The organism is Enterobacter sp. C6 (genome assembly GCF_008122455.1).
Lineage (GTDB): Bacteria > Pseudomonadota > Gammaproteobacteria > Enterobacterales > Enterobacteriaceae > Enterobacter > Enterobacter pseudoroggenkampii.
This window is the reverse complement of record NZ_QPFW01000248.1, coordinates 87,044-103,954: the sequence shown is the minus strand read 5'-3', so window position 1 is coordinate 103,954 and position 16,911 is coordinate 87,044. Positions and strand designations below refer to the sequence as shown.

14 protein-coding genes and 1 pseudogene are annotated in these 16,911 nt (G+C 58.6%); 7 read left to right on the top strand and 8 right to left on the bottom strand.

The features are described from left to right. Positions 1-169, bottom strand: a pseudogene (locus DOU50_RS21040) (phosphate ABC transporter substrate-binding protein); the annotation flags it as partial. Beyond that, positions 162-1,133 (bottom strand): fatty acid desaturase, encoded by a 972-nt coding sequence (locus tag DOU50_RS21035; protein ID WP_148770149.1) that lies wholly within the window; start codon positions 1,131-1,133, stop codon positions 162-164. The gene DOU50_RS21035 and the pseudogene DOU50_RS21040, both read right to left, overlap by 8 nt. 149 nt (positions 1,134-1,282) lie before the next feature. Here DOU50_RS21035 and DOU50_RS21030 point away from each other — a divergent pair, with 149 nt between their 5' ends. Both DOU50_RS21030 and gap read left to right on the top strand, forming a co-directional pair. Continuing rightward, positions 1,283-2,263, top strand: a complete 981-nt coding sequence (locus DOU50_RS21030; RefSeq protein ID WP_148770147.1) for a GlxA family transcriptional regulator — start codon at positions 1,283-1,285, stop codon at positions 2,261-2,263. A gap of 78 nt (positions 2,264-2,341) precedes the next feature. Beyond that, a complete protein-coding gene (gene gap, locus DOU50_RS21025) occupies positions 2,342-3,352 on the top strand; it encodes a type I glyceraldehyde-3-phosphate dehydrogenase (protein WP_148770145.1) in 1,011 nt (336 codons plus the stop codon). Positions 3,353-3,392: 40 nt separating this feature from the next. Here gap and DOU50_RS21020 read toward each other — a convergent pair whose 3' ends face one another. Next, positions 3,393-4,580 carry an MFS transporter gene (locus tag DOU50_RS21020; protein ID WP_148770143.1) on the bottom strand — a complete coding sequence of 396 codons (1,188 nt, stop codon included), beginning with the start codon at positions 4,578-4,580 and terminating at the stop codon, positions 3,393-3,395. 115 nt (positions 4,581-4,695) lie between these two features. On the opposite strand from DOU50_RS21020, the gene DOU50_RS21015 reads away from it, so the two are divergent. Together DOU50_RS21015 and DOU50_RS21010 are read left to right on the top strand one after the other, a co-directional pair. Beyond that, a complete protein-coding gene (locus DOU50_RS21015; protein ID WP_024909819.1) occupies positions 4,696-5,652 on the top strand; it encodes an AraC family transcriptional regulator in 957 nt (318 codons plus the stop codon). A 102-nt stretch (positions 5,653-5,754) separates the two neighbouring features. Continuing rightward, complete coding sequence (locus tag DOU50_RS21010) at positions 5,755-7,440, top strand: alpha,alpha-trehalase (RefSeq protein WP_148770141.1); 1,686 nt, start codon at positions 5,755-5,757, stop codon at positions 7,438-7,440. A 64-nt stretch (positions 7,441-7,504) separates the two neighbouring features. On the opposite strand, the gene DOU50_RS21005 is transcribed toward DOU50_RS21010, so the two are convergent. Beyond that, positions 7,505-9,607: a TonB-dependent siderophore receptor gene (locus DOU50_RS21005; RefSeq protein WP_148770139.1), complete on the bottom strand. Its 2,103-nt coding sequence runs from the start codon at positions 9,605-9,607 to the stop codon at positions 7,505-7,507. Between the two features lie 112 nt (positions 9,608-9,719). After that, complete coding sequence (locus DOU50_RS21000; protein WP_008502662.1) at positions 9,720-9,974, bottom strand: GlsB/YeaQ/YmgE family stress response membrane protein; 255 nt, start codon at positions 9,972-9,974, stop codon at positions 9,720-9,722. A gap of 208 nt (positions 9,975-10,182) precedes the next feature. On the opposite strand from DOU50_RS21000, the gene ycgR reads away from it, so the two are divergent. Then, a complete protein-coding gene (gene ycgR, locus DOU50_RS20995) occupies positions 10,183-10,914 on the top strand; it encodes a flagellar brake protein YcgR (RefSeq protein ID WP_024909816.1) in 732 nt (243 codons plus the stop codon). A gap of 37 nt (positions 10,915-10,951) precedes the next feature. Here the strand turns inward: ycgR and emtA are convergent, their stop codons facing one another. Beyond that, the gene (gene emtA, locus DOU50_RS20990; protein ID WP_024909815.1) at positions 10,952-11,563 is read right to left on the bottom strand and encodes a membrane-bound lytic murein transglycosylase EmtA; all 612 of its coding nucleotides are present in this window, start codon (positions 11,561-11,563) and stop codon (positions 10,952-10,954) included. 107 nt (positions 11,564-11,670) lie between these two features. On the opposite strand from emtA, the gene ldcA reads away from it, so the two are divergent. Both ldcA and DOU50_RS20980 read left to right on the top strand, forming a co-directional pair. Continuing rightward, complete coding sequence (gene ldcA, locus DOU50_RS20985) at positions 11,671-12,585, top strand: muramoyltetrapeptide carboxypeptidase (RefSeq protein ID WP_148770137.1); 915 nt, start codon at positions 11,671-11,673, stop codon at positions 12,583-12,585. Positions 12,586-12,682: 97 nt separating this feature from the next. Continuing rightward, positions 12,683-14,416 carry a potassium/proton antiporter gene (locus DOU50_RS20980; protein WP_032647718.1) on the top strand — a complete coding sequence of 578 codons (1,734 nt, stop codon included), beginning with the start codon at positions 12,683-12,685 and terminating at the stop codon, positions 14,414-14,416. 93 nt (positions 14,417-14,509) lie between these two features. On the opposite strand, the gene dadX is transcribed toward DOU50_RS20980, so the two are convergent. Together dadX and DOU50_RS20970 are read right to left on the bottom strand one after the other, a co-directional pair. Beyond that, complete coding sequence (gene dadX / locus DOU50_RS20975; RefSeq protein ID WP_148770135.1) at positions 14,510-15,580, bottom strand: catabolic alanine racemase DadX; 1,071 nt, start codon at positions 15,578-15,580, stop codon at positions 14,510-14,512. A 9-nt stretch (positions 15,581-15,589) separates the two neighbouring features. Further along, positions 15,590-16,888 carry a D-amino acid dehydrogenase gene (locus tag DOU50_RS20970; RefSeq protein WP_148770133.1) on the bottom strand — a complete coding sequence of 433 codons (1,299 nt, stop codon included), beginning with the start codon at positions 16,886-16,888 and terminating at the stop codon, positions 15,590-15,592. Positions 16,889-16,911: the final 23 nt, after the last annotated feature.

Genomic DNA, 16,911 nt, shown 5'->3' with positions numbered 1-16,911 from the left:
GGATAAGCCCGGGCTGTTGCCAGTGCGTGAGCAGATCGGACTCCGGCCCGTCGGGGACATCATCGACGGGCACACCGCGTGCAGCCAGCAATCCCTTAACCGCCAGCCAGAGCGCGCGGGTATCGGCGCGATCCACCGCATACATGGGAAACGCCAGCAGGTTACTCATACCCTTCCCCCTGTTGTTTTCCGGGGTGAACGGTGACGTCGACGGGTCTGACCCAGAACTGGCGCAGCCATTCACCGTAGCCTCTCACGAGAAAACCGCGGTTACGCTGCTGGTACGCCTCCCGGTTTTGCTGGTAGATCGTCTTCAGCCCGTACCAGGGAACGCCCGGCAGATCGTGATGTACTGAATGGTAGTTGAGATTCAAAAACAGCACCCGCCAGAACAGCCCGGCCTCGTTAATGACGGAGCGCGCCAGCGGATCGTCCGCCGCACGATGTTCGAAAAACGATCGCACCTTGGTCAGCGCCAGCGCGGGATAAGTGACCGCAAGCACGAACCAGACGGGTGAAAAATCGATATGCGTCATCCACGCGAAGAGTACCGCCAGCAGCGTGATGTGAACCAGCCACATCGTCATCGCCCTCAGGTGAAGATGACGAAACGCAGCCGCGGCGCTGCCCAGCGTCTGGACGATATCCAGCAGCGGCGCCAGCAGAAGCCGCCCGGCAAAGGTATTTCGGGCCCGGATCAGGCGCTTCTGCCTGGAGGAAAAGCGCCCCCAACTCTCGTCGGTAAAATAGTACGACTCCGGGTCATCCACCGGATGGGTCAGGCTATGGTGCCGATGATGGGCAAGATGGGAGTCCCGGTACAGGCCGTACGGATACCAGACCGCCAGCGGGAGCGTGCCAAACAGCTGGTTAAGCCAGGCAAAACGCGTGGGGTGTCCGTGGATCAGCTCATGCTGCAGGGACATGTACCAGGCACTAAACCAGACGAGCAGCAGCGTGGCGGGTAGCAGGCCGAGCGTTTGCCAGAACGTCAGCGTGGCAAACCAGCCTGCATAAACAGTGATAATCAAAAGCCAGGTGGGCAGTTCGCTTCGCCATATAAAACCCGATGCAAGATGGCGGATTTGTTCGCGTTGTTGCGGATGTAAATAGAGGGAGCTTCGTTGACTCATTCCTTCGGACGCCGTTTCGCCAGAGACAGAGCCCTGACGATCGGGGATAACGCCTGAAATAACAAAGAACTTAAATCGCTTTGCTTTGCCAGAAACACAGAGCGCACGCGTCGCTTGACTTATTCTGTGATAAAGGTACTTTTCAGGACATGAAGAAGATCCTGATTATCGTTCCCGACGGCGGCATGCTGTTTGAAGCCGCCGGTATCGCCGACATTCTGATGCAGGCCAACCGGCTGCATCCGGAAGGGCTTGCGCAGCCCCGCTACCGGATTATCATCGCCACCACGCAGCCCCACCAGGTGATCCACGGCCAGTCCGGCCTGAACCTGCTGGCGGACTATCGTCTGCCTGAGCTGGATCCGCGTGAACCGCTGGATACCATTATCATCACCGGACGCGGCATGAACGAGCTGGAGAGCACGGCGGTGGTGGACTGGCTGCACCTCGCTGCCCCGCATGCCCGGCGGGTAGCCTCTATCTGCGGCGGCGCGATGCTGCTGGCCCAGACCGGCTTGCTGGACGGTCGTCGCGCCACCACCCACTGGCGGCTGCTTGAGACGATGCAAACCCAGTATCCGGCTATCCACGTCGAAGGCGGTCCGCTGTATATTCAGGACGGCCCCATCTGGACCTCCGGCGGCGTAAGCTCCGGGTTCGATCTGACCCTGGCGCTGGTGGAGGACGACTACGGATTTACCCTCGCCCGCGACGTGGCGCAGGATATGGTGATGTATCTGCGTCGTCCCGGCGGCCAGCTGCAGTTCAGTCGTTACAGCCTGCAGCAGCCTGGCGCATCGGGCCCGATAAGCGAACTGCAAACCTGGATCCTGCAGAACCTCACCACCGATCTGTGCGTGGAAAATCTGGCCGAGAAAGCGGCAATGAGCCCGCGTAACTTCACCCGCGTGTTTACCCGCGAGACCGGGGTCTCTCCTGCCCGCTACGTGAGCGAAGCGCGTCTGGCCGCCGCCCGCCAGTTGCTTGAGCAGACCCATGACTCCCTGGAGCGCGTTGCTGAGCAAAGCGGGTTTGGCACCAGCATTAATTTGCGCCGCATCTTTGAGAAACAGCTTCACCTTACCCCCGGCGAGTACCGCCAGCGATTCCACTGCCGCAAGATGGCGTAATCTGATCCTTTTTTGTCGTTTACGCCAACCGGCCCGACGCCTACAGTGACTCCAGACAACAGAGATAAGGAGTGCACCATGGTTAAGGTCGGTATTAACGGTTTCGGCCGTATCGGACGTAATTTCCTGCGCGCGGCGCTGGGTAACCCGGACCTGCAGATTGTGGCCATTAACGATCTGACGGACAGTAAAACCCTCGCCCACCTGCTGAAACATGATTCCCTTCTGGGCAAACTGCCCGCGCCCGTTGAAGCGGCAGAAGGCGCGCTGCAGGTAGACGGGCAACGGATCACGGTGTTTAGCGAACGCGAACCGGCGAATATTCCGTGGCGTGATGTCGGCGCCGACGTGGTGATTGAGGCCACGGGCTTCTTTACCGAGCGGGAGAAAGCGGCGGTACATATCACCCACGGTGGCGCTAAGCGCGTCATCATTTCCGCCCCCGGGAAGAACGACGACCTGACGATTGTGATGGGCGTTAACCATGACCAGTACGATCCCGCCCGGCACACAGTGGTGAGCAACGGGAGTTGCACCACCAACGGTCTGGCACCGGCCGCTCAGGTGCTGCACCAGCAGTTCGGGATTGAGCATGGCCTGATGAACACGACGCACGCCTACACCAACAGTCAGGCGCTGCACGATCAGCCGGAGAAAGATCTGCGTGGCGCACGCGCGGCGGCGCTGTCGATTGTGCCCTACTCCAGCGGCGCGGCGAAAGCGTTGGGGAAAGTCATCCCCTCCCTGGACGGCAAGCTGACCGGGTATTCCCTGCGTGTGCCGGTGCCGGTGGTGTCGATTGTGGATTTAACCGTGACGCTGAGCCGCAACGTGACCGCCGAAGAGGTGAATGACGCGTTCCGCAACGCGGCCGCCAGCGGGCCCCTGAAAGGCATTCTGGGGTATAGCGATGAGCCGCTGGTCTCCAGCGATTACCAGGGCGACCCGCGATCGTCGATTATCGACGGGCTTTCCACGCTGGTCATCGGCGGGAACATGGTGAAGATCCTGGCGTGGTATGACAATGAGTGGGGCTTCTCCAACCGCCTGGTGGATCTGGCGGTGCTGATGGATAAGAAAGGGCTGTAAGCCTGAGGCCGGGTGGCGCGAACGCTCACCCGGCAAAAAATCATTCCGCTTTCACTTTCACACCCATAAACACAATCACCATCGCCATCACCAGCAGGAAACCGCTGCCCGCGAATACGCCGCTGGCGCCGTTGAGGTCAAATACCGCCCCGCCTCCGGCCGCACCGGCGCTTATCGCTAGCTGGATTGAGGCCACCAGCAGCCCCCCTGCACTTTCGGCTTCATCCGGGACAGTGGTGGCAAGCCAGGTTGACCAGCCCACCGGAACCAGGCCAAATGCAAATCCCCACAGCGCGACCAGCAGTCCGTCCAGCATGGCCAGATGACCAAAGGCGACCATCATGAGCGCGAGTACGCCCATCGCAAACGGCACCAGCGCCAGCGTCAGGCGCAGATTGCGTGCCAGCAGATGCCCGGCAACGGAGGTGCCCACAAAGTTGGCAATACCAAAGCCCAGCAGGATCAGTGATATGGTCTCCACGCTCGCCTGCCCCACCGTCTCCAGGAACGGACGCAGATAGGTAAAGAAAGCGAAATGGCCGCTGAAGATCAGGATGGTCGCCAGCATGCCGCCGATCATCCCCGGACGACGCAGCACGCGGAACAGCGTACTCAGGCTGCCGCTGCTCTCAGGTTTCATGGACGGCAGGACCCAGAGCTGCCACAGCAGTGCCAGCATGCTTGGCAGAATGCAGAGGATAAACACGTTACGCCAGCCGATCAGGCTGCCCAGATAGCTGCCGAGCGGCGCCGCGACTACCGTGGCAATCGATACGCTGGAGAAGATCACCGCCAGCGCCTTCGGCACTTTATCCGCCGGAACCAGACGCATCGTCGTGGCCGTCGACATTGCCCAGAATCCCCCGATGGCTACCCCCAGCAGCAGGCGCCCCATCAGCAGGACGTGCAGGTTGGGCGCAAAGGCCACCAGCAGGCTGGAGATAATTTGCAGCACCGAGAAAAACATCAGCACCCAGCGGCGGTCGATACTTTTGGTTGCCGGGGTGATCAGCAGCCCGGTGACCAGCGCCACCAGCGCGGTGGCGGTGACGGCCTGTCCGGCCATCCCCTCGGTCACGCCCAGGCTCGCGGCCATTGGCGTTAACAAACTGGCCGGCAGAAATTCTGCCGTAATCAAACCAAATACCCCCAGCCCCAGTGAATAAACGGCCCGCCAGGCGGGTTTTGCAGGCGCTACCGCCTCGCTCGCCGCGACACATGAACTCATCTGTTGATCTCCCGTTATAAAAATGTGACTACAGTCGCAAAAGAATAGAAGGTTCACCCTGGACGATCTATGACATATAATCTCCACTTATTGATTATTCGTCCGGAGTTGCGCCATGACCGTACAGTCACCCGATCTGATCAGCGAACTTTTACGCGGCATGCGCCTGTCAGGCGTGAAATACCGGCGGATTGAAGCCAGTGCGCCATTTGGCGTCGCGTTTCATCAGGCTCCCGGCCGGGCGCAGTTTCATTTTGTGAGCCACGGTAGCGCCCTGTTGCGCATGGAGAGCGGAGCAACGTTCGAACTGAGCGGTGGCGACGCCCTCTTTATTCCCGGCGGGAATTCCCATGCCCTGCTCTCTGACGAGCAGGCCCCTCTTACCCCTGTCAACGCCTTTCCCAGTGAGCCTATCTGCAGCTCGGTCTGCGCCATCACCTGCGAGCCCTGCCCGGAGAGCGAGAACACCCTCATCTTTAGCGGGTGCATGGATTTTGAGCTGGGCGGAATGCAGCCGCTGATCAAGGCAATGCCGGAAGTGATGATGGTCAGCCGGTTAATGTCCACCTGGCCTGAGATCCACCCGCTGCTGGCGGCGATGGAGCGGGAGTCCGTGGCGCGTCAGGCCGGGTTTGCCGGGATCCTTGCGCGACTGGCCGACGTGGTAGCGGCCTTAATTGTGCGCGGCTGGGTTGAAGGCGGCTGTGGTAAAGCCACCGGCTGGGTGCAGGTTTTGCGCGACCCGCGCCTGAGCCGGGCCATTTACGCCATGCACCAGCAGCCGGGCCTGAACTGGAGCGTCGCGGATCTGGCAAAAGAAGCGGGCACGTCCCGCTCCGTGTTCGCCGAACGGTTTCTGGCCGCGACGGGAACCACTCCGGCAAAATATCTCAGCGAGCTGAGGATGCGCCTGGCCATCCAGTACATTCGCCATGAAAATCAGCCGATAGAAACCGTCGCGCTGCGGCTGGGGTACGGCTCTCTGGCGGCATTTAGCCGGGCATTTAAGCGCATTATTGGACATGCGCCGGGCACGCTGCGGGAAGCCAGCCAGACGCCGGAAGAGGTCTGACTGGCCAGCAATATTTAACGCGAAGCGGGCAATATTCGTCTAATGTTTTCAGGTGATTGACAACAGCGGTCACGCTGTTTAGTGAAGACAGGAGACGAACTGATGATAAGACCTCGTACACTACGCCCCGCGTTCTTGACCCTTGCGTTAGGCGGCGCACTGCTCGGCGTAACGACATTCGGTTATGCCGACGATAGCCCCGCAGCCCAGACAGCCTCACCCGATATTTTGCTGGGCCCGCTGTTTAATGATGTGCAGAGCGCCAAACTGTTTCCCGATCAGAAAACCTTTGCGGATGCCGTCCCCAAAAGCGACCCGCTGATGATTCTGGCGGACTATCGGATGCAGCACACGCAGTCCAGCTTTGACTTACGCCACTTTGTCGAGATGAACTTTACGCTCCCTGCGGAAGGGGAAAAATATGTTCCGCCTGCTGGACAAAGTCTACGTGAGCATATTGACGATCTCTGGCCCGTACTGACGCGCACCACGGATAAAGCCAGCAACAAATGGGATTCCCTGCTGCCGTTACCCAAACCTTACGTTGTGCCCGGCGGACGTTTCCGCGAGGTCTACTACTGGGACAGCTATTTCACCATGCTGGGCCTGGCAGAGAGCGATCATTGGGACAAAATCAGCGACATGGTGGATAACTTTGCCTATGAGATTGACACCTTCGGCCACATTCCCAACGGCAACCGCAGCTATTACCTGAGCCGATCCCAGCCGCCGTTCTTCTCGCTGATGGTGGAACTGCTGGCAACGCACGACAGCGATGCGCTGAAGAAGTATCGTCCGCAGATGGAGAAAGAGTATGCCTACTGGATGGACGGCGTCGACGCCCTTCAGCCGGGTCAGGCCAACAAGCGCGTGGTGAAGCTGGATGACGGCGCTGTCCTCAACCGCTACTGGGATGACCGCGACACTCCGCGCCCGGAGTCCTGGCTTGACGATGTAAATACCGCCAAAAGTAACCCTAACCGACCTGCGACCGAAATCTACCGTGATTTGCGTTCCGCCGCGGCCTCGGGATGGGACTTTAGCTCCCGCTGGATGGACGATCCGCAAAAACTCGGCACCATCCGGACCACCAGCATTGTCCCCGTGGACCTAAATGCCCTGATGTTCAAGATGGAAAAACTGCTGGCGCGGGCAGGCCAGGAGAGTGGCGACGCCGCCAGCGCAAGCAAATACGAGGCGCTGGCCACCGCGCGTCAGAAAGCCATCGAGAGCCACCTGTGGAATGATAAAGAGGGCTGGTACGCGGATTACGATCTGAAGAGCAAGAAGGTACGCAATCAGCTCACGGCGGCAGCCCTGTTCCCGCTTTACGTGAAGGCAGCGGCGCAGGATCGGGCCGATAAAGTCGCCGCGGCAACCTCATCGCGCCTGTTGAAACCAGGCGGTATTGCGACCACCACCGTCAACAGTGGCCAGCAGTGGGATGCACCAAACGGTTGGGCCCCGCTGCAATGGGTGGCCGCGGAAGGGCTGCAGAATTACGGGCAAGAGAAGGTCTCGATGGATGTGACCTGGCGCTTCCTGAAAAACGTTCAGCATACTTATGACCGGGAAAAGAAACTGGTCGAGAAATACGACGTGTCGACAACCGGTACGGGCGGCGGCGGCGGCGAGTATCCGCTGCAGGACGGCTTCGGCTGGAGCAACGGGGTGACGCTGAAGATGCTGGATCGGGTCTGCCCGAAAGAGAAACCGTGCGACAGCGTGCCGGAGAATCGGCCTGCGGCGAATGATGAGGTGGCGCCGGTAAAAGCGACGGCGCAGTAAGTGAGTATTGCCGGGTGGCGGCTACGCCTTACCCGGCCTACTTTTTAAACTCACAGGGCTTTGCTTAGAAGCTGTAACTCGCCCCTAGCTGATACGTTCTGTCGCGCCCAATCCAGCAGTTGGTCGCGTCGTAGCAGGTCAGCGTCTCTTTGTTGGTGATGTTCTGCGCGCTGGCCTTAAGCGTTAGCCCTGCCAGCGAGGGCAGGATCTCGCCCATCCGGTACGAGGCCGCCAGATCGTACTGGGTGGTGCCGCCCAGCTTACCCGCATCGTTTGCCGGAGAGATTTCCATCGGGCCGGTATAGCGTGCGCCCGCTCCCAGCATCAGCCCTTTCAGCGGCGTGTTTTCAAAGGTGTAATCCCCCCAGAGGTTGAAGGCATTCTCCGGCACCTGCGTTGGACGTTTCCCTTTGTATTTATCATCTTCCGTATTGATCGCGTGGGTGTAGGCATAGTTAGCAATCAGCGTCAGGTTGTCCGTCGGGCGGCTGATGGCAGACAGCTCAGCCCCTTTGGATTCCACCTCCCCGGTCTGACGATAGTTCAGAAAGCCCGGATCGGAGGTGACGACATTTTTCTGACGGATGTTGTACACCGAAGCGGTAAAGGTGGTGGCGTAGTCGGCCAGCAGATATTTCACGCCGCCCTCCACCTGCTTGCTGGTGGTCGGCTTGACGTCTTTCGCCGCGAGCGTTCCCTTCGGCGACACCGGCGCAAAGCCTTCGGAATAGCTGATAAACGGTGACAGACCATTATCAAAAGCGTAAAGCGCGCCCAGGCGTTTGGTGACGCGATCCTGCGATACCCAGTCCTTATCACCGTTTTGCAGATAATTGGTGGTGACGGAGCGATAATCGTCGTAGCGCAGGCTACCCAGCAGATTTAAGCCACCCCACTCCACCTGATCCTGCAGGTAGTAGCCGTTCTGCTGATAGCTCAGCCGGTTTTTCTGGGCGGTATACAGGCCTAATGCGCTTTCACTGATTTGCGAATAGTCAGGATGACGCATATCCATGCCCGGCGTGGTCGACGCGTAACGGTAGTGGAAATGGGAGTTCAGCTTCTGGTAGTCAAACCCGGCCAGCAGATGGTGTTTCCAGTCGCCCAGCGCCACGGTTTTAGTCACCTGGTTATCGATGTTGAAGCTCTGCAGATCTTCATCGGTGGTGTAGGCAAAGCGGTTAAGCTGATAGACCTCGCTTCCCGTGCCCGTCGCATAGACGCTGCGCTGATGCGTATCGACGTCGAAATAGCGCGCCTTCTGGTTAAAGCCCCAGCCGCTGTCGAACGCATGTTCAAAGCTGTAGCCCAGCATCCACTGGCGCTGCTTAAATCCGTTCCACTCATCACCGGCATAGTCGCGCTTGCCCGCGTATTTCGAGCGCAGGTAGGCGAGCGGCAGCGGGTTCGACGGCGTCAGGCTCGGGGAGTTCTGCGCCAGCGCATCCAGAGTCAGGCGGGTTTTGCTGTCGGGTTGCCAGGTGACGGATGGGGCAACCAGGTAATTTTCATACCGGGTGGTGTGCGGCTGATCGTCATTTTCCGTCGCTTTCCCCAGCAAACGGTAGTTCCAGTCGCTATCGGCGATCTGCCCGGTTGAGTCGAGATACCCCTCTTTCAGGTTGCGGTTGCCGGTGTTAAATCCGAATTCAGTTCGCGCTTCACGCTGCGGCTTTTTACTCTGGATATTCACCAGCCCGCCCGGCGAGCCGCCGCCGTAGAGAACCGATGAGGGGCCTTTCAGGATATCAACGCTGTCAATCAACAGCGGATCGATGCGGGCTTTGGTATTGCCGGTGACGTTATAGGGCAGCTGCAGCCCGTTGTAGAACTCCTGGTCGACGGTAAAGCCACGAATTTTATATTCGCTCATGTAGGAGGTATTTCCCCGCACCTCGGTTGAGACCCCTGGCGCATAGCGCAGGATTTCATTCACGGAATTCGCATGGCGCTTGTCAATTTCCGGCGCAGAGAGGGTCGTGATGACCTGCGGCGTTTTACTTTCAGCAACGGCCGATTTCGTGGCGCTGTTCGTCCAGGCCGGCAGCTCGCTGCCCTGCTCTGCGCCGGTGACGACGATAGTGGATTCTTCGGCGAATGCCGGAACGTGCAGTGCGAGCGAGACGGCGCCTGCCAGGGCGCATAGCGTAAAACGTGAGGGAGTCATAATGTCGTCTTGTTGTTAGATGCGATACGGAACGACAATTATTATCATTTAGATTAACAAATCAATACACAGGCAAAAAAACGGCCCTCCGCAGAGAGCCGTTTACGTCATGTTATGCTCGTCGCAGTAACCTGAATATGCCCAGCACCACAATGGCGCCCACGACAGCGACCAGAAAACTGTGCAGGTCAAAACCACTTATGTTGCCTCCGAAGCCAAACATCGTCGCCAGCCAGCCGCCCACAACCGCACCAACGACCCCGAGTACACAGGTCAAAATAAAGCCGCCGCCATCGTTTCCCGGCATGATCAATTTCGCGATAGCGCCAGCAATAAGACCAAAGATAATCCAGGCGATGATACCCATAGCGATGCCCTCTTGCAGGTTTAACGCATGCGCAGAAAACCTTCTGCACAGCTAACGTAAGTATAGGTCATCGCCGGAAAATCATTTTCTTCTCACCGACTTATCTTTGTCTAAAGAGGCAAAAAAAACTCACCGGTTTGTATTAAGTTTCATCACAGATTGCCGATAACGCTAAGACAGTCTGTCATCTATCAAGGAGCCATCCGGCGTGAGTCATTACAGTGAGCAGTTCCTCAAGCAAAATCCGCTGGCTGTATTAGGGGTATTACGCGACCTGCAAAAAGGTGAAGTGCCGCTGCGCATCAGCTGGTCGAATAATCAGTTCATCAGCAAGATCCTTGACGCCTCGCAGGAGCGGCTGGTGATTGATTTAGGCAGTCAGGAGTATGAAAACCGCGCGGCGCTGAAGGCGGAGAATATCGCGGTGATGGCCGAAACGCAGGGCGCCAAAGTGGAGTTTGTCCTGTCGCGACTGGAACTGAGCGAGTACCAGGGACTCCCTGCTTTTGCTACCCCACTTCCCACCAATCTCTGGTTTGTTCAGCGTCGTGAATATTTCCGCATTAGCGCTCCGCTTCACCCCGCCTATTTTTGTAAGGCCAAAATGCCGGATAAAAAAGAGATCCGCTTCCGCCTCTTCGATCTGTCACTGGGCGGCATGGGTGCGCTGATGGATACGCCGAAACCCGACGGACTGGTAGAAGGCATGCGGTTTACGCAAATTGAACTGGATATGGGGGGCTGGGGTCGCTTTTATTTCGATGCACAGCTGATTGCCATCAGCGACCGTACCGTCGTGGACAGCAAAAATGAAACCATCACCACGCCGCGTCTGAGCTTCCGCTTCCTGAACGTGGGGCCCGGTGCAGAGCGTGAGCTTCAGCGCATCATCTATTCGCTGGAGCGGGAGGCGCGGGAACGCGCAAATAAAGTTCTGTAAGAAAATCGGGCAGCGTGACCGCCGCCCGTCTGCGGCATTACATGGCATCCATCGCTTTCTGTACTTTCCAGATATAACGAGGCGCCTGTGGTGCCGGGTGATTTTTCGCCACATGCTCAAAGAATTCGTCTTTGTCCATGCCGTTAATCTCTTCTATCGCCTCTTTGCGGTCAGAGGAGAAGGTTCTGAGCAACGCGCCGGCACCGTTAACGTAAGAGACCACCAGCGCGTACTGCATCACCTCCGGATCCTTAATACCCTTCAGCACGCCGTGCTCCATGATGCTCAGATAGGCCGTGCCCATTGAAATGTTACGTTCCGGGTTCTTCAGCTCGCTGGTTGACGGCTGACCGCTCCAGCCCATATAGCGGTAAACTTCTTTACCCGCCGTTGACGCTTTAAGCTGCATCAGCCCCACCGCGTTGGATTTGCTGACAAGCGTGGGGTTACCGCCGGACTCCACCGCAATGATCGCCGTGATAAGACGCGGACTGACGCCCCAGGCCTTCCCGGCTTGTTCACTGATCGGCATCCACTGCATGGCCCGTTTCACCGGCACTTCCGGGTTCCAGGGTGGGTTTTGATAATCATGTTTTGAACTACAGCCAGCAAGCAACACAATCAAAAAAGCAAACCATCTCAATTTCACGTCATCTATCCTTATAGCCGGTCATCGCGGTGCGCCGCCTCTTGAAGCAGGCGTCGTATACGCGGCATGATATAGACAATTAGTTTCTCATTCAGCAAGGAATTGCCATGTCTCAGTTTCATCTCATCGCGCCGTCGGGCTACTGCATTAACCAGGACGCGGCGCAGCGGGGCGTTCAGCGTTTGCTGGAATCGGGTCATCAGGTAGAAAATCAGACGATTATCCCCCGCCGCCAGCAGCGTTTTGCCGGTACAGAAGCGCAGCGGCTGAATGATATCAACAGCCTGGTGAACCTGAAGGGTGAAAACCGGATTGTGCTGGCGGTGCGCGGCGGATATGGCGCGAGCCGGCTGCTGGAGAGCATTGACTGGCAGGGTCTGGCGCAGCGCCAGCAGCAGGATCCGCTACTTATATGCGGCCACAGCGATTTCACCGTCATCCAGCTCGGGCTGCTGGCGCTACATAACGTTACCACCTTCAGCGGCCCGATGCTGGCCGGTAACTTCGGCGCCCCGGAGCTGAATGCGTTTACCATGGAACACTTCTGGCGCGCGCTGCGCAACCCCACCTACAGCGTGGAGTGGCAAGGCAATGGGCCGCACTGGGAATGCGAAGGTCAGCTCTGGGGCGGCAACCTGGCGATGCTGGTTTCACTTATCGGCACGCCGTGGATGCCGCACATCGAGGACGGCATTCTGGTGCTGGAAGATATCAACGAACATCCGTTCCGCGTCGAACGCATGCTGTTGCAGCTCTATCATGCCGGTATTCTTGAACGCCAGTCCGCGATTGTGCTGGGCAGCTTCAGCGGTTCTGCGCCGAATGACTATGACGCGGGTTACTCCCTGGAGAGCATGGTTGAGTTCATTCGCTCGCGGCTGGATATTCCGGTCATCACCGGTCTGGATTTCGGCCATGAGCAGCGCACCGTGACCCTGGCACTGGGGGCACACGCCTCGCTGATCCACAATGATTCCGGCAGTCGGCTGACCATCAGCGGCCATCCTGTCATAAAGGCATAAAAAAGCCGTTATACCCCCTTAATAAAACGCTGTTGCCGTCGTTAATATGTTAGGGTTTTAGTAACAGCGTTAACATTGAGGTGGGAGTAAGAGAACATTGGATGCCGCAGCGATAATCAGCCTTTTCATTTTGGGTTCGGTCCTTGTAACCAGCAGTATTTTATTAAGTTCATTTTCATCGCGTCTCGGCATACCTATTCTTGTCATTTTCCTCGCCATCGGCATGCTGGCCGGCATTGATGGCATTGGCGGTATCCCTTTCGATAACTACCCTTTCGCCTACATGGTGAGTAACCTCGCGCTGGCGGTGATCCTACTGGACGGCGGGATGCGCACCCAGGCGAGCTCCTTCCGCGTGGCCTTAGGGCCCGCGCTGTCGCTCGCGACGGTTGGCGTGCTGATTACCTCTGGCCTCACCGGAATGATGGCCGCGTGGCTTTTCCATCTCAACATCATGGAAGGTTTGCTGATTGGCGCGATTGTTGGCTCAACCGATGCGGCAGCGGTATTTTCCCTGCTTGGCGGAAAAGGGCTTAACGAACGCGTTGGCTCAACGCTTGAGATTGAATCCGGCAGTAACGATCCGATGGCGGTGTTTCTCACCATCACGCTTATCGAGATGATTCAGCAGCACGAAAGCGGGCTGAGCTGGACGTTTGCGTTACATATTCTGCAGCAGTTTGGCCTGGGGATTGTCATCGGCCTGGCTGGGGGATATCTGCTCCAGCAGACGATCAACCGTATATCGCTTCCTCTGGGGCTTTACCCGCTGCTGGCGCTGAGCGGCGGCATTCTCATTTTTGCCGTCACTACCGCAGTGGACGGCAGCGGCATTCTCGCCGTCTACCTCTGCGGGTTCCTGATGGGCAACCGCCCTATTCGTAACCGGCATGCCATTTTGCAGAACTTCGACGGTCTGGCCTGGCTGGCGCAGATCGGCATGTTTCTGGTGCTGGGTCTTCTGGTTACACCATCGGACCTGCTGCCGATCGCCGTTCCGGCGCTGCTGCTCTCTGCATGGATGATCTTCTTTGCCCGTCCGCTGTCGGTATTTGCAGGCCTGCTGCCGTTTCGTGGCTTCAACCTGCGAGAGCGGATCTTCATCAGTTGGGTGGGCCTGCGCGGCGCGGTGCCGATTATCCTTGCGGTGTTCCCGATGATGGCCGGTCTGGATAACGCGCGGCTGTTCTTTAACGTGGCGTTCTTCGTGGTGCTGATTTCGCTGCTGTTCCAGGGAACCTCGCTCGGGTGGGCAGCGAAAAAAGCCAAAGTGGTTGTCCCTCCCGTGGGCTGGCCGGTCTCCCGCGTGGGGCTCGACATTCATCCGGAAAACCCGTGGGAACAGTTCGTCTATCAGCTGAGCGCCGACAAATGGTGCGTAGGGGCTTCACTGCGCGATTTGCACATGCCGGCCGAAACGCGCATTGCCGCCCTGTTCCGCGACAACGTTCTGCTGCACCCTACCGGCAGCACCCGCCTGCGCGAAGGGGATATTCTCTGCGTGATTGGCCGCGAGCGCGACCTGCCCGCGCTGGGCAAACTGTTCAGCCAGTCGCCTCCGGTGGCGCTGGATCAGCGTTTCTTCGGCGATTTTATTCTGGAAGCCAGCGCCAGGTTTGCCGATGTCGCGCTGATCTACGGCCTGGATGAAGGTGCTGAAGACGGAGATAACCAGCAAACGCTGGGCGAAATCATCCAGCAGCGGCTTGGCGCGGCCCCGGTCGTGGGAGACCAGGTGGAGTTTGCCGGGATGATCTGGACGGTTGCCGAAAAAGAGGATAACGCGGTGCGGAAAGTCGGTTTGAGGCCGATGGAAGAGGAAGCGGAGTAGCGGTTTTTTTGCCGGGTGGCGGCTTCGCCTTACCCGGCAAAAAAACCTCGAACGTAGGCCGGGTAAGCGTTAGCGCCACCCGGCGAACATATGTTACACCGTCACAACCGGCACTCTCGGCGCCAGGGCGCACATCAATTCGTACCCCACCGTGCCCGCCGCGGCAGCAACGTCATCAATCTTAATTTCGTTACCCCACAGCTCGACCGGTGAACCGATGCCCGCCTGCGGGCAGGGCGTCAGGTCAACGGCCAGCATATCCATTGAGACGGTGCCCACCGTTCCCGTGCGAACCCCATCGACCCAGACCGGCGTACCGGTCGGCGCGATGCGCGGGTAGCCGTCGGCATAGCCGCCCGCCACGATGCCAATCCGCTGCTCGCCCTTTGCCCGGTAGCGGCTGCCGTAGCCCACCGTGTCGCCGGCCTTCAGGGTTTGCACACCAATGATTTCGCTGCGCAGAGTCATGACCGGCTTCAGGCCGCTGTTGGCGATATCCTGCCACTGGCCTGAGGGAGACGCACCGTACAGAACGATCCCCGGACGCACCCAGTTATAGTGCGCCTCGGGATGCCACAGCGTGGCCGCCGAGTTCGACAGCGAGCGCGGGCAGTCCAGCCCTTCTGCCGCCTGCTCAATGCGGACCATGGCATCGGCAATCCCGTCGGGTTGTTCCGCGTCGGCAAAATGCGCCATCAGCGTCATTTCACCTACGTTCTTCAGCGCGCGCAGCTGCTGCCAGACCGTATGCACCCTCTCAGGCTGGAAGCCCAGGCGGTTCATGCCGCTGTTCACCTTGAGATAGATATCCAGCGGAGCATGGAGCTTCGCATCCTGAATCGCTTTGATCTGCCAGTTGCTGTGCACGCTGGTGGTCAGTCGATACTTATCCAGCAGCGGCAGATCGTCGGCGTGGAAAAAACCTTCCAGCAGCAGAATAGGCCCTTTCCAGCCGCGCTCGCGCAGCAGAATGGCCTCTTCCAGATTGAGTAAGGCAAAACCATCGGTGGCGCTCAGGGCGCTCCAGATACGATCGATACCGTGGCCGTATGCATTCGCTTTCACCACCGACCAGACGCGCGAACCAGGTGCCGCCCGACGAACAATCTGCAGATTATCCTTCAGGGCCTGCAGGTTCAGTTGGGCCAGAACAGGACGGGACATGACAGCTCCTTAGTTATGCGCGCCGTGCAGATGCTGTGGACGCGAAGGCGTAAACCCCGATTGATAGCGTGCGGCGCTTAAATCGTCAAATGGAATTGCCGGCGTGCGCCCGGAAATCAGGTCGCTCAGCAGTTGGCCCGATCCGCAGGCCATCGTCCAGCCAAGCGTGCCGTGGCCGGTATTGGTCCACAGGTTTTTAAACGGCGTGCGGCCCACGATCGGCGTGCCGTCGGGCGTCATTGGACGCAGGCCGGTCCAGAACGTCGCCTGCTCCACAAAGCCACCGCGCGGGAAGAGATCGCCCACCACCATCTCCAGCGTTTCACGACGCGGCTGCAGCAGTTCGGTGTTGAAGCCGACAATCTCGGCCATGCCGCCTACGCGAATGCGGTTATCGAAGCGGGTAATGGCGATTTTGTAGGTTTCATCCAGAATGGTCGATACCGGAGCACCGCTCTCTTCTTTCACCGGAATGGTCAGCGAGTAGCCTTTTAGCGGGTAGACCGGAATGTCGAGAATGCCTTTCAGCATGGCGGTGGAGTACGAACCAAACGCCATCACGTAGGCATCGGCTTTGATCACCTCGTCGCCGCACTTCACGCCGTAAATTTTTTCCCCTTCCGACAGCAGCTTGTCGACAGAGGTGTTGAAGAGGAACTTCACCCCCGCCTGCTCGCACATTTGCGCCAGACGTTGCGTAAAGAGCTGGCAGTCGCCGGTTTCGTCATTCGGCAGGCGCAGGCCGCCCGTCAGCTTATGCGCCACTTCCGCCAGCGCCGGTTCAACCTGCCCTAACTGACTGGCTTCCAGCAGCTGGTACGGTACGCCGGCATCTTCCAGCACGGCGATATCGCGGGTGGCATTTTCGTACTGTTGCTCGGTGCGGAAGAGTTGCAGCGTTCCGCCCTGACGGCCTTCGTACTCAATCCCCGTCGACGCGCGCAGTGCTTTCAGGCAGTCGCGGCTGTATTCCGCCAGGCGCACCATGCGCCCTTTGTTCTCCATGTAGTGGCGGGTGTCGCAGTTGCGCAGCATCTGCCACATCCACTTCAGCTGGAACTGCGTGCCGTCAAGGCTGATGGCCAGCGGCGCATGGCGCTGGAACATCCATTTAATCGCTTTCAGCGGAACGCCCGGCGCAGCCCACGGAGCGGCATAGCCGGGAGAGATTTGCCCGGCGTTCGCCGCGCTGGTTTCGAGCGCCGGACCGGATTCACGATCGATAACGGTTACGTCATGTCCCGCCTGACTTAAATACCAGGCGCTGGTTACCCCAACGACACCACTTCCCAGTATGACAACACGCATAGCCACTCCATTATGTGCAAAAG

What these genes read in the sequence shown, in the direction of transcription:
- DOU50_RS21035 (WP_148770149.1), bottom strand. Translation starts at nt 1,133, where the DNA reads ATGAGTCAACGAAGCTCCCTCTATTTACATCCGCAACAACGCGAACAA.
- DOU50_RS21030 (WP_148770147.1), top strand. Translation starts at nt 1,283, where the DNA reads ATGAAGAAGATCCTGATTATCGTTCCCGACGGCGGCATGCTGTTTGAA.
- gap (WP_148770145.1), top strand. Translation starts at nt 2,342, where the DNA reads ATGGTTAAGGTCGGTATTAACGGTTTCGGCCGTATCGGACGTAATTTC.
- DOU50_RS21020 (WP_148770143.1), bottom strand. Translation starts at nt 4,580, where the DNA reads ATGAGTTCATGTGTCGCGGCGAGCGAGGCGGTAGCGCCTGCAAAACCC.
- DOU50_RS21015 (WP_024909819.1), top strand. Translation starts at nt 4,696, where the DNA reads ATGACCGTACAGTCACCCGATCTGATCAGCGAACTTTTACGCGGCATG.
- DOU50_RS21010 (WP_148770141.1), top strand. Translation starts at nt 5,755, where the DNA reads ATGATAAGACCTCGTACACTACGCCCCGCGTTCTTGACCCTTGCGTTA.
- DOU50_RS21005 (WP_148770139.1), bottom strand. Translation starts at nt 9,607, where the DNA reads ATGACTCCCTCACGTTTTACGCTATGCGCCCTGGCAGGCGCCGTCTCG.
- DOU50_RS21000 (WP_008502662.1), bottom strand. Translation starts at nt 9,974, where the DNA reads ATGGGTATCATCGCCTGGATTATCTTTGGTCTTATTGCTGGCGCTATC.
- ldcA (WP_148770137.1), top strand. Translation starts at nt 11,671, where the DNA reads ATGTCTCAGTTTCATCTCATCGCGCCGTCGGGCTACTGCATTAACCAG.
- dadX (WP_148770135.1), bottom strand. Translation starts at nt 15,580, where the DNA reads ATGTCCCGTCCTGTTCTGGCCCAACTGAACCTGCAGGCCCTGAAGGAT.
- DOU50_RS20970 (WP_148770133.1), bottom strand. Translation starts at nt 16,888, where the DNA reads ATGCGTGTTGTCATACTGGGAAGTGGTGTCGTTGGGGTAACCAGCGCC.